General features: G+C 62.5%; 4 protein-coding genes. All 4 read left to right on the top strand.

Annotation, left to right across the window (positions count from 1 at the left end; genetic code table 11):
* A partial coding sequence (locus INT49_RS20660; RefSeq protein WP_193119610.1) for a ribonucleotide-diphosphate reductase subunit beta occupies window positions 1–361 on the top strand: 361 nt, incomplete at its 5' end.
* A 47-nt stretch (window positions 362–408) separates the two neighbouring features.
* Entirely contained in the window at window positions 409–984 is a 576-nt protein-coding gene (locus INT49_RS20665; protein WP_193119611.1) for an NADPH-dependent FMN reductase, read from the top strand.
* Window positions 985–1,063: 79 nt separating this feature from the next.
* Entirely contained in the window at window positions 1,064–1,834 is a 771-nt protein-coding gene (locus INT49_RS20670) for a helix-turn-helix domain-containing protein (RefSeq protein ID WP_193119612.1), read from the top strand.
* Window positions 1,835–1,933: 99 nt separating this feature from the next.
* Entirely contained in the window at window positions 1,934–2,434 is a 501-nt protein-coding gene (locus INT49_RS20675; protein ID WP_193119613.1) for a hypothetical protein, read from the top strand.
* Window positions 2,435–2,722 lie beyond the last annotated feature (288 nt).

Here is a 2,722-nt window from a genome sequence, read left to right on the forward strand (position 1 = left end):
CTACAAATACCAGCGCGGCCTCGAAACCCACACCGCAGCCGAACAGGAACACATGCGCGAGTTCACCTATGCGCTCCTCGAAGAGCTCTACGAACTCGAACTGGCGTACTCCGGCGAACTCTACGAGCCGCTCGGGCTCATGGACGACGTCGCCGTCTTCGTCCGCTACAACGCGAACAAAGCCCTCATGAACCTCGGCTACCCCGCCCGCTTCACTCCAGAAGAGACCGAAGTCAACCCCGAAATCCTCGCCGCCCTCGCCCCCGGAGCAGACGAGAACCACGACTTCTTCTCCGGCTCCGGATCCTCCTACATCATCGGCAAAGCCGTAGACACCAACGACGACGACTGGGACTTCTAACCGAACGTCATTCCCACACTTACGCCTCAGAGAAAGAGAACCACACCTTGAGTAAGAGCATCTCCGTCCTTGTCGGCAGTCTGCGCCACGGCTCCTACGCACGCAAGATCGCCCACAACGCCATCGGATACTTTCCCGACGGCTACGACGCACGCATCGTTGAGATCCGCGACCTTCCTCTCTACGACTTCGACTACGACGACCCCGACATCACCGACAAACCCACCCCGCCGGAGTACACGCAGTTCCGGGAGATCATCCAAGCCTCCGACGGTGTCCTGTTCGTCACACCAGAGAACAACCGCACCATACCCGCCTGCCTGAAAAACGCCATCGACATCGGCTCCAAACCCAACAGCGATGTCGCCTGGAAGAACCTGCCTGCCGGGATCATCAGCCACTCCGTTGGCCGCATGGGCGGGTACAGCTCGCAGAAGAACCTCCGGCTCGCGCTCTCATACTTCGACATGCCCACCCCCGGACAGCCCGAGGTCTTCCTCTCTCAATCACCCACGCTTCTCGATGAGGACGGGAACATCTCGCAGGAATCGACCGTGCAGTTCGTTCAGGACTACATCCTCCGCTTCGCTCGACTCATCGAAGGCCAAAACCCGGTGCGTTGATGCGATGCCAGCATCCCCGAAAGCACGAGCGCAGGCTCTGGGCGCGCGTGTAAATCCCTTTCCGCTGACGGTAAAGCGCGTGCTCCACTCCGCCGCGACGGGTCCGGTTGCTGTCGACGCGACCAAGGTGATGATCGTGAACTCGGGCACCACCACGCTCAGGCACGAGACCGGTGAAGTCGATCTTGCCGCAGGGCAGGTCGTGCTGCTCCCTCCAGGCCGCTGGTATGCGGGAGAACCCGCCGGTCTCGTCACCACCACCACCGCATACATCGACACGGCATTCCTTGAGGAGCAGGAGCGCTGGACCTCTCAGCCCAGCGCTCCCGCTCCTCTCGTGCTTTCAGATAGTCACCGGTCAGACCCGACCGTGCTCGACGTGCCTTCCACAGTCTTCCCGCACGTGAATGCTTCCCTGCAACGGTTGATCGACGGTGAACGGCACCATTTGCCGACACTTCGCCGCTTGAGTCTGGCAGTGGACCTGCTCGATATCCTCACGCGACCCGTCCCCGAACACTCGCCCGAACACCCCGCGGTGCGCCACGCAATCGCGTTGCTCATGAACGATCTTGACCGCGCGTGGACCATGGATGTTCTCGCCGACGAGGCCGCGATCTCTCGATCGCAGCTCGCCCGACTCTTCACCCGTCACGTCGGCACAAGCCCAGCAGCGTTCCTTCGCAACGAACGTTCACGACGCATGGCCGATCTTCTACGCTCAAGCAGCGACACCGTCGAAACCATCGCACGTCGCGTCGGATGGACCGACCCCAGCCACGCCGCACGTGCCTTCCGTCAGGTACACGATCTATCCCCACAGCAGTATCGGCAAATCTACCGACGATAGACGACTGCCCGATGCCAGTGGCCGCCAACTGGGTCCCTACCTCACAGGTACGCCGACCGCGCCATCGTGCGCGGCGAACCTGTGGAGGAAGGATCCACCGTGGGCAGCATTGACCCGGAAGAACCATCAGCATCGACGCCTGCGGGCACCACAGCGCAACGGAGTACGACCAGCCCGCCGGGTGCCCTGTTTCTCGGGGTGATCGTCTGGACCGATGATCCGGAGGTCGATCCGACAGTGATCGCAGGCCGGCACCCGGTCACGCTGGCGCGAACGGTCGCGGTCACGATCCACGAGATGCTCGAAGACTCTGAGGCATATGCCGGGGCGACGGAGTTCCTTCAGTCGAATCCTCCTCCGCAGGATTGGGTGCTGCCCGAGGACGTGGATGCGTGGTTGGAGGCGCTGCGGGAGGCGACGCCGTACCCGGCGTACTCGTTCCACCACGTGCCCCTGACGGGTGGCGCGGACGGGACGAACCACACCGTCATCAACCGCTATCTGCAGCATGCGCTGCAGGAACGCGAGGATGCTCTCACCTCTGACTCGTCGCCGAGCGCCGTCGCTGGCCAATCGTCAGGGCGTCACCTCGCACGCTGACCCGGTGGCGGGGTTTGACGTTTCGGCGCGTGTTCTTGATGTTTCGACGCGTCATTGCCGGGATGCCTCGACCTTGACGCGGTTCGGTGCGTACCTCTGGAACAGCACCACCTGTGACACCTGAGCAATCGGGGGCAGTGGCGTGTCGGGGCCTGACCCTTGTTCGTGGACACGCTGATTCCAGCATCTGCTGGGGAAGCGAGATCATGAACCATGGCCAGGAAGAACTACTCCGAAGAGTTTCGCCAGCAGGCGGTTGACCTGTACGAGTCGACACCGGGAGCGACG

This window comes from Brachybacterium tyrofermentans (assembly GCF_014897585.1).
GTDB classification, from domain to species: domain Bacteria; phylum Actinomycetota; class Actinomycetes; order Actinomycetales; family Dermabacteraceae; genus Brachybacterium; species Brachybacterium tyrofermentans.